The following is an 813-nucleotide window of genomic DNA, read 5'->3' as shown; positions in this document are numbered from 1 at the left end:
GCCAGGTTTCGCGAAGGCAGGCAAATCCGCATGCACAGCGACAGCGGCAATGTTCTTAGATTTCGGGTCGACGCCTGGAGGGATCGTGATGCCGAACTGATTCATCAGATTCCGAAAGGTCTGGCTCGTAAAGGGCGTTTTATCACCGGTCCCATCCAAACCAACGACCAAGCCATATCCGATGAGCTGGTTACTTCGAACCCCTTCAATGCCAGCAATATCTTTTAAACGATCTGCATGCGCTGGAGAGATCAACCAAACACTTAACACCACGAGTGCAATGGCACTGATTAAGAAAGAAAATCGTCTCAACATAAGGTACTCCCGGCTACAAAGGCCACCACTCGCTGTTGAAGAAGCGCGTCAACCAACCTTGACGATTCACCTGATCAAACTCACCCGTTCCGCCATAAGCGATCCGCGCGTTCGCGATCTTGGAAGATGAAATCGTGTTGTCGACCCCGATGTCCTCAGGACGAATCAAGCCTGTAAGACGAATAAACTCATCCCCTTGATTCAGGCTCAACCACTTCTCGCCCTGCACGCGAAGCAAGCCGTTGGGATAAACTTCAGCAACCGTCACGGAGATACTGCCCGCGAGGCTATTGCTTTGCCCAGACTCCGCAGTGCCCTCGAAAGATCGTTCAAAAGAGGGATCCGTGAGCAAGCTCATGCCTTTATAGTTGATGGTATTACCCAGAATATTGGCCTCATTGAAATCCACCTCATCATCCTTGTCGTACGTCGTTTCCGCTTGTTTGGTGGCGCGCGTCGACTCTTGAAGATTCACCGTAAGGATGTCGCCGACGTTAA

The 813-nt window shown here is 51.2% G+C and carries 2 protein-coding genes; both read right to left on the bottom strand.

Going from position 1 to position 813, the window contains the following annotated elements; all coding sequences use genetic code 11:
• On the bottom strand, positions 1-315 hold a 315-nt coding region (locus A3750_RS02120; RefSeq protein WP_197474811.1), incomplete at its 3' end, for a flagellar basal body P-ring protein FlgI.
• Positions 316-328: 13 nt separating this feature from the next.
• The coding region (locus A3750_RS02115) for a flagellar basal body L-ring protein FlgH (protein WP_068547985.1) at positions 329-813 on the bottom strand (485 nt) is incomplete at its 5' end.

The sequence above is a fragment of the Oleiphilus sp. HI0079 genome (assembly GCF_001635105.1).
Note: the sequence above shows the minus strand (reverse complement) of the source record. Positions and strands in the feature narration are given on the sequence as shown.